This window comes from Actinomyces sp. oral taxon 175 str. F0384 (genome assembly GCF_000223355.1).
Classification (GTDB): domain Bacteria; phylum Actinomycetota; class Actinomycetes; order Actinomycetales; family Actinomycetaceae; genus Actinomyces; species Actinomyces oris.
Genome location: NZ_AFUR01000001.1, coordinates 390,751 through 406,530 on the forward strand (window position 1 = coordinate 390,751; position 15,780 = coordinate 406,530).

The window sequence follows — 15,780 nt, forward strand, 5'->3', positions numbered from 1 at the left end:
GGGTCCTTTCAGCTGTTCTTGACGGGGATGTCGGTGAGGCGGTAGGCGAAGTCGGAGAGTTGCTTCATGGGCGTCGTGTGGTCGACGGTGATGGTGTCGCCGCCGGGGTCGGGCCAGACGACGCAGATAGTGGTGGTTCCGGCCTTGATGAACGGGGTGAGTGCGAGCTCGGTGAGGGGGACGTGGGTCTTGAACTCGGCGTCGAGGTAGTCGGCGGGGTAGATGCGCTCGCCTCCGGCCAGAAGGGTCAACCCGTCGGCGGAGAAGCCGGTAGTCTCGCCGCTCGCATCCTCTCCTCGGACGTTGGACAGAAAGACCTCCTTGTCCTTGAACCAGTGGAAGAGGCCTGTGGTGGAGTTGTTCTTGGTGCTGAGGGTGGTGTGGAGCTGCCCGAGGAGGTAGCCGCCGGAGCGGGTGACGTGGTCCAGGGTGATGGTGAGTTCTCCGTTACCACTGTCATTCTTGACGGTGACGCCTTCAGCGCCCTTAGCGACGGCGCCCTTGGTCTCGGGCAAGGAACCGGTTCCAGCGGGAGGGGCAGTGTTCTTGGGGGTGGTGCCGCTGGTGGGGGTCAGGGTGATCTCGACGCGTCGGTTGGCGGCCCGGGCTTCGTCGGTGGTGCCCTTGATCTTGGGCTCGGACTCGCCCTTGCCGGACACACTGGTCTGCCACTTGTCCAGACTGGTGAGCTGCTCGAGGCGGGTCTTGACAGTGTTGGCCCGCTTCTCGGAGAGGGTCTGGTTGTAGGCGTCGTCCTGGACGTCGTCGGTATGTCCCACGATGGTGAGCGTCCCTCCCTCGGGGTGCTGGCCGAGTTTGCCGGCCACAGTCTGGAGCTGCGCCTCGGCGGCGGGGGCCAGGTCGGCGGAGTCGGAGGCGAAGGTGACGTCGCTGGCCAGGGTGACGGTGATGTCCTTGCTCCCCGTGTGGGTGTTGCTGGAGTCATCCAGAGCCCTGGAGTAGCGCTCGATGGTGACTGGGGCCTCCAGTGCCTGTTTGGGCTTGGCCTTGTCTCGGGAGTAGCCGATGGTGGCGACACTGTCGAAGGCCTTGTCCATTGCTGCAAGGTCGACGCCGGAGGCGCCAGGGGCGTCCTTGTCCACGACGTCGACGGTGACGAAGCCGGCCTGGGGGACGAAGACGGTGACCTGCTTGGCATCCACAGCCCCGAAGAGAACGAAGCAGCTGGTGGACTCGCCCGGCTTGAGTGCCAGCTTGTTGTAGTTGTCCTTGACCTTGTTCTCCACACCGGTGGTGGCCACCCACACCCGGTTGTTGGGCAGGTCCAGCAGGCGCACCCCGGTCGCACCCCAGTCAAAGGTCCTGATGTGAATGGGGCGTCCCAGTGGGCTAGTTGCCTCGAAGGTGTTGTTTCCGGGATCATGCGAGGAGTCTGCGATGTCCTTGACTGCGGGGTCGTCCTTGGCTCGTGTCAGTCTCAGGGCCAGGACGGTGGTCTTCTCGTCGCGGCGCACCAGTGGTGAGACCTGGATCCCCAGGTGGTGACCCATGACGTGAGCGTCGAGTTCCTGCCATCCCTGCGGCGCGGCCGATGCTGTGGGTGCGGCTGTCCCCGGTGTTTTGACTGCCGACGGCGAGGCCGATGCCGATGCTGATGTCGAGGCCGCTGAGGTAGAGCCGGCCTGATGCTTCGACTGCCAGGGCAGCTTGCACCCGGCCAGCATCGGCAACCCGACACCGGTCAGAATTGCTCCGGAGAGAAATACGCGACGACGCATGGCGCGGGTCCTTTCAGTTGTTCTTGATGGGGATGTCGGTGAGGCGGTAGGCGGTGTCTGGGATGGAGTACTTGTCTTTGGCGTGGTCGAGGGTGATGGTGTCGCCGCCGGGGTCGGGCCAGACGACGCAGACGGTGGTGGTGCCGGTCTTGAGGTGGTCGTAGAGGTGTAGCTCGGTCAGGGGGAGGTGCTGCTTGTTGTAGGCGTCGACGTAGTCGGCGGGGAAGACGCGTTCGCCGTTGCTGAGGAGGGTCAGGCCATCGCTGGCGAACTGGGTTACGAAGGCGCTGCCGTCTTCGTCGCGCTGGTTGCTCAGTGCCGTCTGGGGGTCCTGGAGCAGGGGGTGGAGTTGTGCACCGGTGGATCCGTCCTTGACGGTGCAGGTGATGGTGCCCAGGAGGTAGCCGCCGGAGCGGGTGACCTGGTCGAGGGTGATGGTGACCTCTCCGCTGGTGTCACCGCTCTTGGGGGTGAGGGTGACGCCTTCGGCTCCCTTGGCGACGGGGCCCTGGGGGTCGGGCAGCTTACCGCTGCTGGGGCTAGGGGCTGTGCTGCTGCTGGGGGTGGCAGTACTGCTGCCCTTGGGGGTGGTGCCGCCGGTGGGGGTCAGAGTGATCTCGACGCGTCGGTTGGCGGCTCGGGCCTGGTCGGTGGTGTCCTTGATCTTGGGCTGGCTCTCGCCCTTGCCGGACACGCTGGTCTTCCACTTGTCGAGCTTGGTGAGTTGCGCGAGGCGGGTCTTGACGGCGTTGGCTCGTTTCTCGGACAGGGTCTGGTTGTAGGCGTCGTCCTGGACGTCGTCGGTGTGTCCCACGATGGTGAGTGTGCCGCCGTCGGGGTGCTGGTTCAGCTGGCCGGCCACGGTCTTCAGCTGGGCCTCGGCGCCCGAGGCCAGGTCGGCGGAGTCGGAGGCGAAGGTGACGTCGCTGGCCAGGGTGACAGTGATGTCCTTGCCTCCGGCGTGGGTGCTGGTGGAGTCGTCCAGAGAGCGTGTGTAGCGCTCGATGGCGACGGGGTCAGCGAGCTCGGGGGCAGCGCGCGGGTACTTGTCGATGTCGGTTTGGGCTGTGCTCAGGTCCATCTTGGCCTTCTTGGCCTTGTCGGCGTCCAGGACGGAGACGGTGGTGAAGCCGGCCATGGGGACCATGACGGTGACGGTGTCGGTGTCGACCTTGCCGAAGGACAGGTAGGAGATGATCTCCTCGCCGGGGGTGAGCTCCAGCATTCCGCCGCTGCCGTCGACGGCGCTCCACACGCGCCCGGAGCCGGTGTCGAGGAGCTTGACCAGGTCGGCGCCGGCGCCAGGCCGAAAGATGGTTGGAGCCCCTACGTAGCTTGAGAGGATGACCTCGTTCTTGTTGTCGCTGAAGGGATGGGCGTTGACGGCGTCGATGGAGGCGTCGTCGGATGCGCGGGTGAGCTTCAGGGCGATGATCGAGGTCTTGTCGTCCTGGCGGATGACGGGGGACACCTCCACGCTCACCTTGTGGCCCATGACGTGGCCGTCGAGCTTCTGCCACTCAGTGCTCCCCGCCTTAGCCGGAGCACTGGCCGAGGCTGTGGCTGACCCGCCGGCGGTGGAGCCTGACGGAGAGGCCGCCCCTTCCTTGCCCCTCGATGTCCCCGGCAGGTCACACCCGGTCAGCACCGGTACACCCACACCCACCAGGGCCGAGAGAGCCACGAAAGACCGACGAGACGGTGCCGAAGGAACACAAGAAGAACCAGGCAAGATGGGCGACACAAGAACTCCTTCATGGGTCCGCCGGAATTTCTCAAAGACAGAGCGTAATCGTAACGTAATATTGCTAGCAAGTGGGGCTCCCCGGGTACTCCCCATCGCTCCCCAGGTACTCCCCATTGCTGCATGGGGAGCATGTGGGTCCCCTGGAGTACCCGTGGGCATCATGGGTACGGCACAGTTTTTCCCCGTGGGAGTCTCCCCATGTCTCGAATAAGGAATGCTGCATAGAGTGTCGGTATTCCTCAGGTTGAAGTGGCCTGAATGAGAGCATTGGAGGTCCATCATGACGATTACTTCGAAGCGGCTCCTGGCTGCCGTGAGCAGTATTGGTCTGGCGGCGACCTTGGCGTCCTGTCAGCTGCCAGGAGGCTCCTCGGGTGAGAAGGGGGCGTCGACCTCGACGTCGGCTTCAGCGCCGAAGTCGGCGCAGCCCGGGGGTGATAGCAATAGCAGCCAGGGTGCGGCCATTGAGTCGCACACCAGCAGCATTGACAGCAAGCCTGCAACCGTCTCCCTGAACTCCGTCTCCGCCACGGGGACGACGGTCACCGTCATGTTCTCCGTGACGAATGACGACAAGAGCAATGATATGTACGTCTCCGACTACTTCTCGGATGGGGACGACTCGATTCCGCAGCCCAGCGGAAAGGCGACACCGGGAGGAAGTAAGAACAACGTCGATGGAATCACGCTCATTGAGCCGTCCTCCTCGAACATCTATCGAGTCTCCTATGACTCCCAAGGCGGCTGCCTGTGCTCCGGTGACCTCAACGAGTTCGTCAAGCCCGGTCAGACGATCGCACTCCAGGCGACCTTCACCGGTGTGCCGGCCGAGGCGAAGAACGTCACCATCACCATCCCGAATGGAGGGACCTTCAGCAACGTGGCGGTGACCCGATGAGACGGCAGATGAATGGGGGATGGGCAAGGGGCGCCACGTCTCGGTCTCGGTTTCGGTCAGGGGTGCTTGCAGCCGCAGTCGCCGTCGTGTGGGCAACATCGTGGCCAGTGTCCGCCTCGGCTGCTGCCGTACCTGCAGCACCGCAAGCGGGCCACCCGTTGGCGGCTGCGAGCAACAGCGCCACAGCCGACCCGACGACGATCACCAAGCAACCGGAGAGCGCCGGGCCGGGCAACCCCCGGGTGGCTCAGACCGTGGACCGCGTCGTCACGCCGGTGTCGCGCTCAAGCAGCTCGGACAGCGCGGTCACCTACTCCTCGGACGGGCAGACCACGGTGGCCTCACTGTCCGGAGACGTCACCTTCGACGTCGACTCCTCGGCCCTGACCGACCGCGCCAAGCAGGTGCTCGACGAGATTGTCAAGCGCTGGAACGGCAAGGCTCCCGCCACGGTCACCGTGGTGGGGCACACGGACTCCGTCGCCGACGACGCTCACAACCAGACGCTCTCCGAGCAGCGGGCCAAGGCTGTTGCCGACTACCTGACCTCCAAGGTCCCCTCCCTGAACGTCCAGTCCTCCGGCAAGGGGGAGAGCGAGCCCGTGGCCTCCGAGACCAACGCGGACGGCAGCGTCAACGAGGCGGGCAAGGCCGCCAACCGCCACGTCGATGTGCGGTGGGGGTAAGTGCGCACAATCGTCCTGCGGAGTCATGCCACCGCGAGCATCCATGCCAACCAGCCTCCTAGCGACAGGTAGGGACCGAAGGCGATGAATGTTTTGCGGTCCGCCAGGCGACAGGCCATGAGTGCTACGGCGGTGATCCCACCGATGAAGAATCCGAGGATAATGCCCATCGTGGCATAGGTTCCGCCGAAGTATCCGAGCCACAGCCCAAGAACGGCACACAGCTTCGCATCCCCAAGTCCCATGCCCGATCCGGGTAGCAGTGCCATGGCGCCCACAATGACGCCGGCACTCACTGCGCACAGGATGGACCTGAGGGCTGCCCAGCCTGCTTCGGGGAGGGGCGTCCCCGTGGTCGCGTTGAACAGCGCAAGAGCCAAGGTTGCTGTGCCGGTCCACAGGGCCGCAGGGCCGAGAATGCGATTGGGGAGCCGGTGGCACACGGCGTCAACGCTGCATGCCGCGCCGAGCAGCGCCACGAGGGGAAGGGCGACGATCACCTCGCCCCACGCCCCGCCAGCCGCTCCCCGCACGAGCGTCGCCGCGCACAGGACAGCGGCCAGAATGCCCTGAGAAGTGGGAGTCAGCAGCCACAGGGCGCGGAATTCTCGCGGCTCGGTGGTGGCGTCACGGGATGAGGTGGCCCCGGTCCGTGCCCTGTCCTGCTCCAGGTCGGACACATACCGGCGGGCGAACGCCGAGGCTGGGCGGGTGACGACTGCGATGGCTGCGCCGCCAACGGCGATGGCGGCCAGTAGTGCGGAGACGTTCACCTCCACACTCTCGCACGTTCGCTACCTTCGAGGTGGGGAAAATGGAGAGGACTCATGCGTGTCTCGCGTCCTCCAATGAGTGCTCGGGAGCCGACGTCAGTGTGCCCGCACCTTTCCTCGTGGTCCTGCGGCGTGTCCAGCACCACGCCCTCACCTCTCCCTCCGCCCTGGCGCCCTGACGCGGCGAACGGGTAGCCTGGCCGACGGTGCCCGCAGGCGGGTCACCGCATCTCCATTCCGTTCCCAGCGACGTCGGACTCGTCCCAGGCCCCAGGCCTGCTCGGCTCAGGTGCGACATCGTGACGCGGGTCTGCCGCGGCGGGAACCGACGGGCCCCTGACTGCGGGGCTCCGGACGTCGTCATCGGGCTCGCCCCGATCCCGGCGGGCCGGCCCTCTCCGCGGTGGCGTGCGCCGTCGAGCCACCAATGGGGGAGCGGCCCGGCACGCAGGCAGCAGCCAGATACAGACTCACGTCCCAATGGAGAATCAGTAGTGCCTACCATTCAGCAGCTGGTCCGCAAGGGCCGCTCGACGAAGCGCTCCGCGTCCAAGACGCCGGCGCTCAAGGCCAGTCCGCAGCGCCGTGGCGTGTGCACCCGCGTGTACACCACGACCCCTAAGAAGCCGAACTCCGCCCTCCGTAAGGTCGCCCGTGTGCGCCTGTCCACCGGTATCGAGGTCACGGCCTACATCCCCGGTGAGGGCCACAACCTCCAGGAGCACTCCATCGTGCTCGTGCGCGGTGGTCGTGTGAAGGACCTTCCCGGTGTCCGCTACCACATCGTGCGCGGCGCCCTCGACACCCAGGGTGTCAAGGGTCGCCAGCAGGCACGTTCCAAGTACGGCGCCAAGAAGGAGAAGAAGTAATGCCTCGTAAGGGTCCCGCACCCAAGCGCCCGCTCGTCGTCGACCCCGTCTACGGCTCGCCGGTCGTCACCCAGCTCGTCAACCGTGTTCTGCTGGACGGCAAGAAGTCCACCGCCGAGCGGATCGTCTACGGCGCCCTGGAGGGCGTGCGCTCCAAGACGGACCAGGACCCGGTCTCGGTCCTCAAGCGCGCTCTGGACAACATCCGCCCCGCCCTGGAGGTCCGCTCCCGTCGTGTCGGTGGTGCCACCTACCAGGTGCCCGTCGAGGTCCGCCCCGGCCGCGCCACCACCCTGGCGCTGCGCTGGCTCGTGGACTTCTCCCGCCAGCGCCGCGAGAACACCATGACCGAGCGTCTCATGAACGAGATTCTCGACGCCTCCAACGGCCTGGGCGCCGCGGTCAAGCGCCGTGAGGACATGCACCGCATGGCCGAGTCCAACAAGGCCTTCGCCCACTACCGCTGGTAGTGCCGGAATCAGCTCCGTACCCCACACGAACGAAGGACACCACCAGTGGCACTTGACGTGCTGACAGACCTCACCAAGGTCCGCAACATCGGCATCATGGCCCACATCGATGCCGGTAAGACCACCGTGACAGAGCGCATCCTGTTCTACACGGGCATCAACTACAAGATCGGCGAGACGCACGACGGCGCCTCGACGATGGACTGGATGGAGCAGGAGCAGGAGCGCGGTATCACCATTACCTCCGCGGCCACCACCTGCTTCTGGAAGAACAACCAGATCAACATCATCGACACCCCCGGACACGTGGACTTCACGGTCGAGGTCGAGCGCTCCCTGCGCGTGCTCGACGGCGCCGTGGCGGTCTTCGACGGCAAGGAGGGTGTGGAGCCGCAGTCGGAGACGGTGTGGCGCCAGGCGGACAAGTACAACGTCCCGCGCATCTGCTACATCAACAAGATGGACAAGCTGGGCGCGGACTTCGACTTCTCCGTCCAGACCATCCGTGACCGCCTCCACGCCACCCCGATCGTCCTCAACTTCCCGATTGGCGCCGAGAACGACTTCTCCGGCCTCGTCGACGTCCTGGAGATGCGGGCCATCCGCTTCCCCGAGAAGGACGCCGACGGCAAGGAGACCCGCGGCTCCGTCGTCGAGTACGAGGAGATCCCCTCCGAGCTGGTCGCCAAGGCCGAGGAGCTGCGCGCCCAGCTGGTCGAGACGGTCGCCGAGGCCGACGACGCCCTCATGGAGAAGTACCTCGAGGGCGAGGAGCTCAGCATCGCCGAGCTCAAGTCCGGCATCCGCAAGCTCACCGTGGCCGGTGAGGCCTTCCCGGTCCTGGCCGGGTCCGCCTTCAAGAACAAGGGCATCCAGCCCGTGCTCGACGCCGTCCTGGACTACCTGCCCTCCCCGCTCGACGTCCCCGACGTCGAGGGCCACGCCGTCGGTAACGAGGAGGAGGTGCTCACCCGTCCGGCCGACGAGAAGGCTCCCTTCTCCGCCCTGGCCTTCAAGGTGGCCACCCACCCCTTCTACGGCAAGCTCGTCTACGTGCGCGTCTACTCCGGCAAGGTCTCCCAGGGCGAGATGGTCCTCAACGCCACCAAGGGCAAGAAGGAGCGCATCGGCAAGCTCTTCCAGATGCACTCCAACAAGGAGAACCCGGTGGAGGAGGCCCACGCCGGCCACATCTACGCCTTCATCGGCCTCAAGGACGTCACCACCGGTGACACCCTGTGCGCCCAGGGCTCCCCGATCGTCCTGGAGTCCATGACCTTCCCGGCCCCGGTCATCCACGTGGCCATCGAGCCCAAGACCAAGGGCGACCAGGAGAAGCTGGGTGTGGCCATCCAGAAGCTCTCCGAGGAGGACCCAACCTTCACCGTCTCCCTCGACGAGGAGACCGGCCAGACCGTCATCGGCGGTATGGGCGAGCTCCACCTGGACGTGTTCGTGGACCGCATGCGCCGCGAGTTCAAGGTCGAGGCCAACGTGGGTGCCCCGCAGGTCGCCTACCGCGAGACCATCCGCAAGAAGGTGGACAAGGTCGAGTACACCCACAAGAAGCAGACGGGTGGCTCCGGCCAGTTCGCCAAGGTGCAGATGAGCTTCGAGCCCCTCGTGGCCGACGAGGCCGCCGAGACCGCCGATGGCGAGAAGGCGCACTACGAGTTCGCCAACGCCGTCACCGGTGGCCGCGTGCCCCGCGAGTACATCCCCAGCGTGGACGCCGGAGTCCAGGACGCCATGCTCACCGGTGTCCTGGCCGGCTACCCGATGGTGGACATCAAGGCCACCCTCATCGACGGCGCCTACCACGAGGTCGACTCCTCCGAGATGGCCTTCAAGATCGCCGGTTCCATGGCGTTCAAGGAGGGTGCCAAGAAGGCCTCGCCGGTCCTCCTCGAGCCCGTCATGGCCGTCGAGGTCCGTACTCCCGAGGAGTACATGGGCGACGTCATCGGTGACCTCAACTCCCGTCGCGGCATGATCGCCTCGATGGAGGACGCCGTCGGCGTCAAGGTCATCCGCGCCAACGTGCCCCTGTCGGAGATGTTCGGCTACGTCGGTGACCTGCGCTCCAAGACGCAGGGACGTGCCGTGTACTCCATGACCTTCGACTCGTACGCCGAGGTTCCCAAGAACGTCGCCGACGAGATCATCGCCAAGGTCAAGGGCGCCTGACGCCCTGCCTCCGGGGTCCGCACCGGCTGCACGCGACCGCGGCGGACCCCGGCCCGACGGCGCCCCTCGGGTGCCGACCGGGACCCAGTTCAGTAAGATTTCCAACATCCACCAGTAGAGACTCTCGACGCCCGGGCGGCTAGCATGTGTGCTAGTCGAATCCCGACGAAGAGAACTACCCGAGTCCCAGGAGGACACCAGTGGCCAAGGCCAAGTTCGAGCGGACCAAGCCGCACGTCAACATCGGAACGATCGGTCACGTCGACCACGGTAAGACGACGCTGACCGCTGCGATCTCCAAGGTTCTGCACGACGAGTACCCCGAGCTGAACCCCTTCACCCCCTTCGACGAGATCGACAAGGCTCCTGAGGAGCGTCAGCGCGGTATCACCATCAACATCGCGCACGTCGAGTACGAGACCGACAAGCGCCACTACGCGCACGTCGACGCCCCCGGGCACGCCGACTACATCAAGAACATGATTACCGGTGCCGCCCAGATGGATGGCGCGATCCTCGTGGTCGCCGCCACCGACGGCCCGATGGCCCAGACCCGCGAGCACGTCCTGCTCGCCCGCCAGGTGGGCGTCCCCGCCCTCCTCGTGGCCCTCAACAAGTCCGACATGGTGGACGACGAGGAGCTCCTCGACCTGGTTGAGATGGAGGTCCGTGAGCTGCTGTCCTCCCAGGACTACGACGGCGACGAGGCTCCCGTCATCCGCGTCTCCGCTCTCAAGGCCCTCGAGGGCGACGCCGAGTGGGCCGGCAAGATCAAGGAGCTCATGGACGCGGTGGATGACTTCATCCCCACCCCCGAGCGTGACATGGACAAGCCCTTCCTCATGCCCATCGAGGACGTCTTCACCATCACCGGTCGCGGCACCGTCGTCACCGGTCGTGTGGAGCGCGGCAAGCTCCCGATCAACTCCGAGGTCGAGATTCTCGGTATCCGCGAGGCTCAGAAGACCACGGTCACCGGTATCGAGATGTTCCACAAGCAGATGGACGAGGCCTGGGCCGGCGAGAACTGCGGTCTGCTCCTGCGCGGCACCCGTCGCGAGGACGTCGAGCGCGGTCAGGTCGTCTGCAAGCCCGGCTCCATCACCCCGCACACCGAGTTCGAGGGCCACGTCTACATCCTCACCAAGGACGAGGGCGGCCGCCACAACCCCTTCTACTCGAACTACCGTCCGCAGTTCTACTTCCGTACCACGGACGTCACCGGTGTCATCACCCTCCCCGAGGGCACCGAGATGGTCATGCCCGGCGACACCACCGAGATGACCGTCCAGCTCATCCAGCCCATCGCCATGGAGGAGGGCCTCGGCTTCGCCATCCGTGAGGGTGGTCGCACCGTCGGCTCCGGCCGCGTCACCAAGGTCATCAAGTGACCCACTGACGCTCCGCGCCTCCGCGTAGCACCAGACCTCCCCGGTCAGAGCATCTGCTCTGACCGGGGAGGTCTTTTTCGTGTCCCATGACGGGAAAGGGCACAGCCGACCGTCAGCGTGAATAGAAATATGAATGACACCATTTCCTCGTATTCGTGATTCCGATGTAATGAATGGTGTCGCAATGCCATAACGGACGATTTCAGATCCATCACCGATCCTGTATTGCCCGACTACGTCAACTAAGTTAATCCCTGTTGCCAAGGGCATGGAGTCGACGCCTAAAAGAAGGCGGTCCCAGCGCTGTTGGTTGCCCATGAATCGGAGTGTTCCCTTTGCTGTCTCGTCATGCCATCAAGCCTCGCCTGCGCAAGCTCATCGCCGGCGCTGCGGCACTCGCCTGCGTCGCTGCGGCGCTCGTGGGCACTGAGCAGCCTTCTGCCGGGGCGGCCCCGAGCGGGCTCCCCGCCGATGCGCTTCCGGCGGTCTTCGCCCAGGGCGGCACCAGCTGGTACCGGGATACCATCCAGTGGCTCCAGTGGGCGGACTACGACCAGAACTTCGCCGGCCGGACCAAGCCGAATGTTCCCGTGCTCGACTACGGGCAGCGCAGGACCTTCACCAACTACCGCGACCTGGGGGAGGCCGGATATCTGGTCACCACCTGCAATCTGTCCAATCTCAGGCACCTTGGTCACCAGAAGGGCTTTCCCGACGATCTTGCCCGCGGCCCGTTGGTCGCCACGATTCCGGGCACCTGGGCCGGTGACATCCTCGACAACCTCTACAACACCGGTGGCGCCGGGGGCTGGAGCGACGGCAGCTCGGAGTGGCACAACGGCCTGAAGTACCCGGACAATTACACCAACCACAACCAGATGGTCATCGGACTGGCCAACGGCTACGCCTACAACGGGGACAAGACCTGGGACGGCAGGGACAAGAACGACCGCCGGGCCAACCGCACGCCCACGGGCGGATACTCACGCATCAGCTTCGACGTCTCCTGCTCCGCTGCTCTCCAGGCCCCCGACGGCAGCTCCACACCGGTGGCCCTCAACGGCCTGGTCTTCGCCGACGCGGAGGCCTCCAACCCCGGCAGCACCAATGAGCCCTTCGACGGCGAATGGATCCAGGCCGAGGTGCCCAGCAATCAACGAGTCACCTGGCGCCTCCTGGACGGCGGGCGCTCCAGTAACTGCACGGACACCAGAGGAGGCACCGGGCGGCCGGTCACGACCCGCGCGAGCTTCTCCAACGGGAACCGCACCCTGAGGCTGGACAACACGGCGCAGGAGTGCGTCTACCAGAACGGCGGAGGCTACTCCAAGCCCAACGGCATCGGTGGGCCCGCGGTCTCCATGTTCATGGAAGGGGCCACCAGCGCCACCATCACCATGCAGGGATCGGGCTACTCCGCCGTCGCCCTGGGGCTGGTCCTGGTCACCGACTTCGGTGACGCGCCGGTCTCCTACGGCAGCGCCTCCGCCCTCCTGCAGCCCAGGTGGGATGGTGGTGAGGTCACGAACCGCAACGGCTATGACCTGTTCGGTGGCCGCCTCATCAACACCACCCGCATGCAGCCCACCGGACCCTACCTGGGCTCGGGTACTGACGCCGAGTCCCAGCAGCGCTTCAGCGACGGGGCCGACGGCGACGACAACGACGGCTGGTACGGCAACGACGAGGACGGTGTCTCCATCCCCGCCTCAGGCATTGAGACCGCCCCGGGACAGCAGTACACCACCAACGTCCGCTGCGGCGGCCGGGGAGCGGTGGCCGGCTGGATCGACTGGAACCACAACGGCGTCTTCGACGCCACCGAGAAGAGCGGTCAAACCACCTGTGACGGCTGGGGTAATGCCACACTGCGGTGGACCGTCCCCGAGGACGTCGTGCGCAGCATCGACGGGGAGGCCGGATCCCAGCCCCACACCTACCTACGGGTGAGGACAGCTGAGGCAGGAGTGAACCTCAAGCCCACCGGCAGCACGATGGGCGGCGAGGTGGAGGACTACCGGATCGCGGTGCGCGTCCCCACGATCCGGCTCGTGAAGAACGTCCAGGCCCCGTACACCGGGCAGGTCAGGGCCCTCGGGGCCGACCAGTGGACCCTCAAGGCCCAGCAGGGCAATGGTGGGGCGGCGTCCCAGCAGGTGACCGGCAACGTTGACACCGGTATCAAGGTGGTGCGTCCAGGACAGTACGCGCTCAGCGAGTCCTCCACGAACCCCCAGGCACCGGGCTACGAGGCGAGCGCATGGCAGTGCGCCCAGACCCCCGGGACACGCGGCAGCTGGAGCGGCTCGAGCCTGACAGGATCCAAGATCCAAGTGCAGGGTGCCGATCGCATCACCTGCTCGGTCACCAACACGACCAAGCCCGGAGCGCTGTCCTGGACCAAGGTCGACCAGGACGGTCAGACACCTCTGGGCGGTACCAGCTGGACCCTGACCGGTCCCGGCGTCCCCGCCGGCACCGTCGTCGAGGACTGCCAGGCGGCGGGCTGCCGAGGCGGCGCCTACCGGGACACCAACCCGGCTCCGGGTGTCTTCGAGGTCAGCGGACTGGCGTGGGGGAGCTACTCCGTCACCGAGAGAACCGCCCCCAGTGGATACCAGCGCCTGGACAAGACCTTGGCCTTCAACGATGTCTCCGGCGCCAACCTCAAGGCTGGGCTCAAGGACACCACGGGTGTCACCAGGGGGGTCGTGACCAACCAGCGTCTGACCGGAGCCGTGTCCTGGAAGAAGCAGGACACGAGCGGACACGCCCTGGGCGGCTCGGAGTGGACGCTCAGCGGCCCCGGAGTCCCGGCCAGGACCACCGTCACCGACTGCGTCATCGCCAGTGGCAGGGGACGGTGCCCGGGAGGCCTCTACGCCGATACGGACCCCGCGGCCGGTTCCTTCACCGTGACCGGCCTGCCCTGGGACACGCGCTCCTACTCCCTGGTGGAGAAGCGGGCTCCCGCGGGATACCGGCTTGACACGACGAGCCGCAGCTTCGCCATCAAGCCCAATGCCCTCCAGTACTCCTTCTCGAAGGCCTTCACCAACGAGAAGGCGGCCACCCCCCGCCTGCCCCTGACAGGTGGACGCGGTGCGCACATCTTCCTGATCGCAGGAGCGGTCGTCTCCGCTCTGGCGATCTCCACCGGACTCCTCAGGAGGCGCCGTCACTGCAACCTCGACTGATCCGCCCACCGACCCACGCATGAAAGGTCGGAGGCGCCGGTGACGCCGTCGGACAAGACGGAGCCGTCCACCGGAGAAGAACTCCCTATCCATACCTCTGCCACGCGTTCGCATCTCCCCGCGGCGCACAGTGAAAGGAAATCCCAACCCATGAAGCACAACGCCAGCACGCTGGGGCGTCGGGCTGCTGCCGCAGCCGGTGTCCTCACCCTGGCCTTCCTCGGCCTGGCCCCTTCGGCCGTGGCCACGGAAACGCCTAACTACGGAAACATCAAGACTGAGGCGAAGGGCTCCCTCGCCATCCACAAGCACCTCAACGGTGGTGGCAAGGACATCGGTAACCCCACCGGTACCCCGCAGAACGCGGACAGCAAGGGGGCTCCCGTCCAGGGCGTCGTCTTCACCGCCTACCCGATCACCGACATCAACCTGAAGGACCCCGCCGGGTGGGACACGATCAGTGACCTGTCCAAGGCCGGCGTGCCGGACAGCGCCTGCACCAACCCCGCCGCCCCCACGCTGGGAGCGCACCAGTTCGGCACCCCCAAGGTCTCCCCGGCCACCAATGACGAGGGACTCGCCACGATTACGGACATGCCGGTTCAGGCCTACCTCGTGTGCGAGACCACGACCCCCGGCAACATCGTCCAGAAGGCCAAGCCCTTCGTGGTGACGGTTCCTCACCCGAACACCGCTGCGGGCGCCGACGGCCAGTGGATCTACGATGTCCACGTCTACCCCAAGAACGAGGCCATCAGCGTTGAGAAGAGCATCCAGGAGCAGAAGCTCAACGGCTACGGCGTCGGCTCCCTCGTCAAGTTCCCGGTGAGCTCGACGGCGCCGACTCTCGACGCCAAGTCCTTCTACAAGTACTTCCAGCTCAGGGACACCCTGGACGACCGCCTCACGGCGGTGACCGCCACTGAGGTCTCCCTCGAGGGCACGACCCTGGATCCCACCGACTACCAGGTGGACACCAAGGGGCAGACCGTCACCGTCACCTTCACCGCCGAGGGTCTGAAGAAGATCAAGGCCGCCCCCGGCAAGAAGGTATCCGCCGTCTTCCAGGGCAAGGTGACCGAGGCCCGCAACGGCGCCATCACGAACCGGGCTCAGGTGATCAGCGACACCGTCTACGCCGAGCAGCCCCCGACGCCCGAGGAGCCCCCGGCGAACCCCAACGACCCGCCGACCTCTAACGAGGTGACTTCCCGCTGGGGCGACCTGCTCATCAAGAAGGTGGACAACCACCAGCAGGGCCAGGACAAGGCCGGCCTCCAGGGCGCTCAGTTCCAGCTGTACAAGGCCAAGAACGCCTACGCCGGTACCTGCACCAAGGACAAGGAAGGCGACCCCATCGCCATCAACGGCGAGACCACGCTGACCACGGACGCCCAGGGCGCCATCAACGTCAAGGGCCTGTTCATCTCCGACTCCATCGACGGTGCGAACCGTGACAACCAGAAGGATGCCACCGCGCGCTGCTACGTCCTGGTCGAGACCAAGGCTCCGGCCGGCTACGTCCTGCCCGCGGGTGACGGCGCCGTGACCCCCGTCAAGATTGAGGTCGGTGCAGTGACCACGGACAACGTCACCATCGAGAACACCAAGCAGTCGGTTCCGGGCCTGCCCCTGACCGGTGCCAACGGCATGCTCATCCTGACCGCCTCCGGCGCGTCCCTGCTGATGATCGCCGTCGGCTCCGTCCTCGTGGCCCGCTACCGCGAGCGCAAGCAGAACGCGAACCTCGCGCTCTGATGACACTGGCTGCCGACCGGGGCCCGTGAGTCCCGGTCGGCAGCGGCAACCGCAAGAGCCTTTCC

The 15,780-nt window shown here is 66.0% G+C and carries 11 protein-coding genes; 8 read left to right on the plus strand and 3 right to left on the minus strand.

From position 1 onward, the window contains the following. Positions 1-8 precede the first annotated feature (8 nt). Complete coding sequence (locus HMPREF9058_RS01515; protein WP_043537562.1) at positions 9-1,511, minus strand: OmpA family protein; 1,503 nt, start codon at positions 1,509-1,511, stop codon at positions 9-11. A 241-nt stretch (positions 1,512-1,752) separates the two neighbouring features. Beyond that, the gene (locus HMPREF9058_RS01520) at positions 1,753-3,423 is read right to left on the minus strand and encodes an OmpA family protein (RefSeq protein WP_254654027.1); all 1,671 of its coding nucleotides are present in this window, start codon (positions 3,421-3,423) and stop codon (positions 1,753-1,755) included. A gap of 343 nt (positions 3,424-3,766) precedes the next feature. Between HMPREF9058_RS01520 and HMPREF9058_RS13725 the strand changes: the two genes are divergently transcribed. Then, complete coding sequence (locus HMPREF9058_RS13725) at positions 3,767-4,384, plus strand: hypothetical protein (protein ID WP_254654028.1); 618 nt, start codon at positions 3,767-3,769, stop codon at positions 4,382-4,384. Positions 4,385-4,491: 107 nt separating this feature from the next. Then, on the plus strand, positions 4,492-5,070 hold the full coding sequence (locus HMPREF9058_RS01535; protein WP_009406139.1) for an OmpA family protein: 579 nt from the start codon (positions 4,492-4,494) through the stop codon (positions 5,068-5,070). A gap of 23 nt (positions 5,071-5,093) precedes the next feature. On the opposite strand, the gene HMPREF9058_RS01540 is transcribed toward HMPREF9058_RS01535, so the two are convergent. Continuing rightward, positions 5,094-5,843, minus strand: coding sequence for an A24 family peptidase (locus HMPREF9058_RS01540; RefSeq protein ID WP_254654029.1), 750 nt, complete (start codon positions 5,841-5,843; stop codon positions 5,094-5,096). 494 nt (positions 5,844-6,337) lie between these two features. Here HMPREF9058_RS01540 and rpsL point away from each other — a divergent pair, with 494 nt between their 5' ends. The 6 genes from rpsL to HMPREF9058_RS01570 all read left to right on the plus strand — a co-directional run bounded on the left by rpsL (position 6,338) and on the right by HMPREF9058_RS01570 (position 15,715). After that, positions 6,338-6,712: a 30S ribosomal protein S12 gene (gene rpsL, locus HMPREF9058_RS01545; protein WP_003786082.1), complete on the plus strand. Its 375-nt coding sequence runs from the start codon at positions 6,338-6,340 to the stop codon at positions 6,710-6,712. Next, on the plus strand, positions 6,712-7,182 hold the full coding sequence (gene rpsG / locus HMPREF9058_RS01550) for a 30S ribosomal protein S7 (protein ID WP_003786052.1): 471 nt from the start codon (positions 6,712-6,714) through the stop codon (positions 7,180-7,182). Before rpsL ends, rpsG begins: the two co-directional genes overlap by 1 nt. Before the next feature lie 45 nt (positions 7,183-7,227). Continuing rightward, a complete protein-coding gene (gene fusA / locus HMPREF9058_RS01555; RefSeq protein ID WP_009405721.1) occupies positions 7,228-9,369 on the plus strand; it encodes an elongation factor G in 2,142 nt (713 codons plus the stop codon). A 200-nt stretch (positions 9,370-9,569) separates the two neighbouring features. Then, positions 9,570-10,760: an elongation factor Tu gene (tuf, locus tag HMPREF9058_RS01560; protein ID WP_003789287.1), complete on the plus strand. Its 1,191-nt coding sequence runs from the start codon at positions 9,570-9,572 to the stop codon at positions 10,758-10,760. Between the two features lie 326 nt (positions 10,761-11,086). Beyond that, a complete protein-coding gene (locus HMPREF9058_RS01565) occupies positions 11,087-13,957 on the plus strand; it encodes a CshA/CshB family fibrillar adhesin-related protein (RefSeq protein WP_009747652.1) in 2,871 nt (956 codons plus the stop codon). A gap of 150 nt (positions 13,958-14,107) precedes the next feature. Further along, positions 14,108-15,715, plus strand: a complete 1,608-nt coding sequence (locus HMPREF9058_RS01570) for a SpaH/EbpB family LPXTG-anchored major pilin (protein WP_009406155.1) — start codon at positions 14,108-14,110, stop codon at positions 15,713-15,715. The last annotated feature ends 65 nt before the right edge of the window (positions 15,716-15,780 follow it).

Excerpts from the sequence above, each read along its gene's own strand:
- HMPREF9058_RS01515 (WP_043537562.1), bottom strand. The coding sequence starts at position 1,511 with ATGGGTCACCACCTGGGGATCCAGGTCTCACCACTGGTGCGCCGCGAC.
- HMPREF9058_RS13725 (WP_254654028.1), top strand. The coding sequence starts at position 3,767 with ATGACGATTACTTCGAAGCGGCTCCTGGCTGCCGTGAGCAGTATTGGT.
- rpsG (WP_003786052.1), top strand. The coding sequence starts at position 6,712 with ATGCCTCGTAAGGGTCCCGCACCCAAGCGCCCGCTCGTCGTCGACCCC.
- HMPREF9058_RS01570 (WP_009406155.1), top strand. The coding sequence starts at position 14,108 with ATGAAGCACAACGCCAGCACGCTGGGGCGTCGGGCTGCTGCCGCAGCC.